1 protein-coding gene is annotated in these 285 nt (G+C 42.1%); it reads right to left on the bottom strand.

The window, feature by feature from the left end; genetic code table 11:
• Positions 1–185, bottom strand: a 185-nt coding sequence (locus tag E0702_RS16905) for a YacL family protein (RefSeq protein ID WP_165927605.1), incomplete at its 3' end; no start/stop codon positions are given.
• Between the last annotated feature and the right edge of the window lie 100 nt (positions 186–285).

Below are 285 nucleotides of genomic sequence, written 5' to 3' on the forward strand. Positions count from 1 at the left end.
CCTAACAAAAAGTGTTCCTGTTGAGGGTTAGTCAGTGCTTGAACTATAAGCTGCTCAACCTGTTCAATTTTTTGCCAGTCATTACCCACTTCATCTTGCAGCCAGCGCCCTACTATTTCATGCCCCATGCTGCACTTCACGTAGTATTCACCCATTAGAGTGTTGCGAATAAATTCAAATTCCATCGTGTTACTCTTTACTTGAGAACTAATTTACTTAAGGGCTAAGCTAGCCGTCATTCATCTTGTGTCATTGGACGGCAATCATAAGCATTGCCTAACATGG

This window comes from Halomonas marinisediminis (assembly GCF_004347715.1).
GTDB classification, from domain to species: Bacteria; Pseudomonadota; Gammaproteobacteria; order Pseudomonadales; family Halomonadaceae; genus Halomonas; species Halomonas icarae.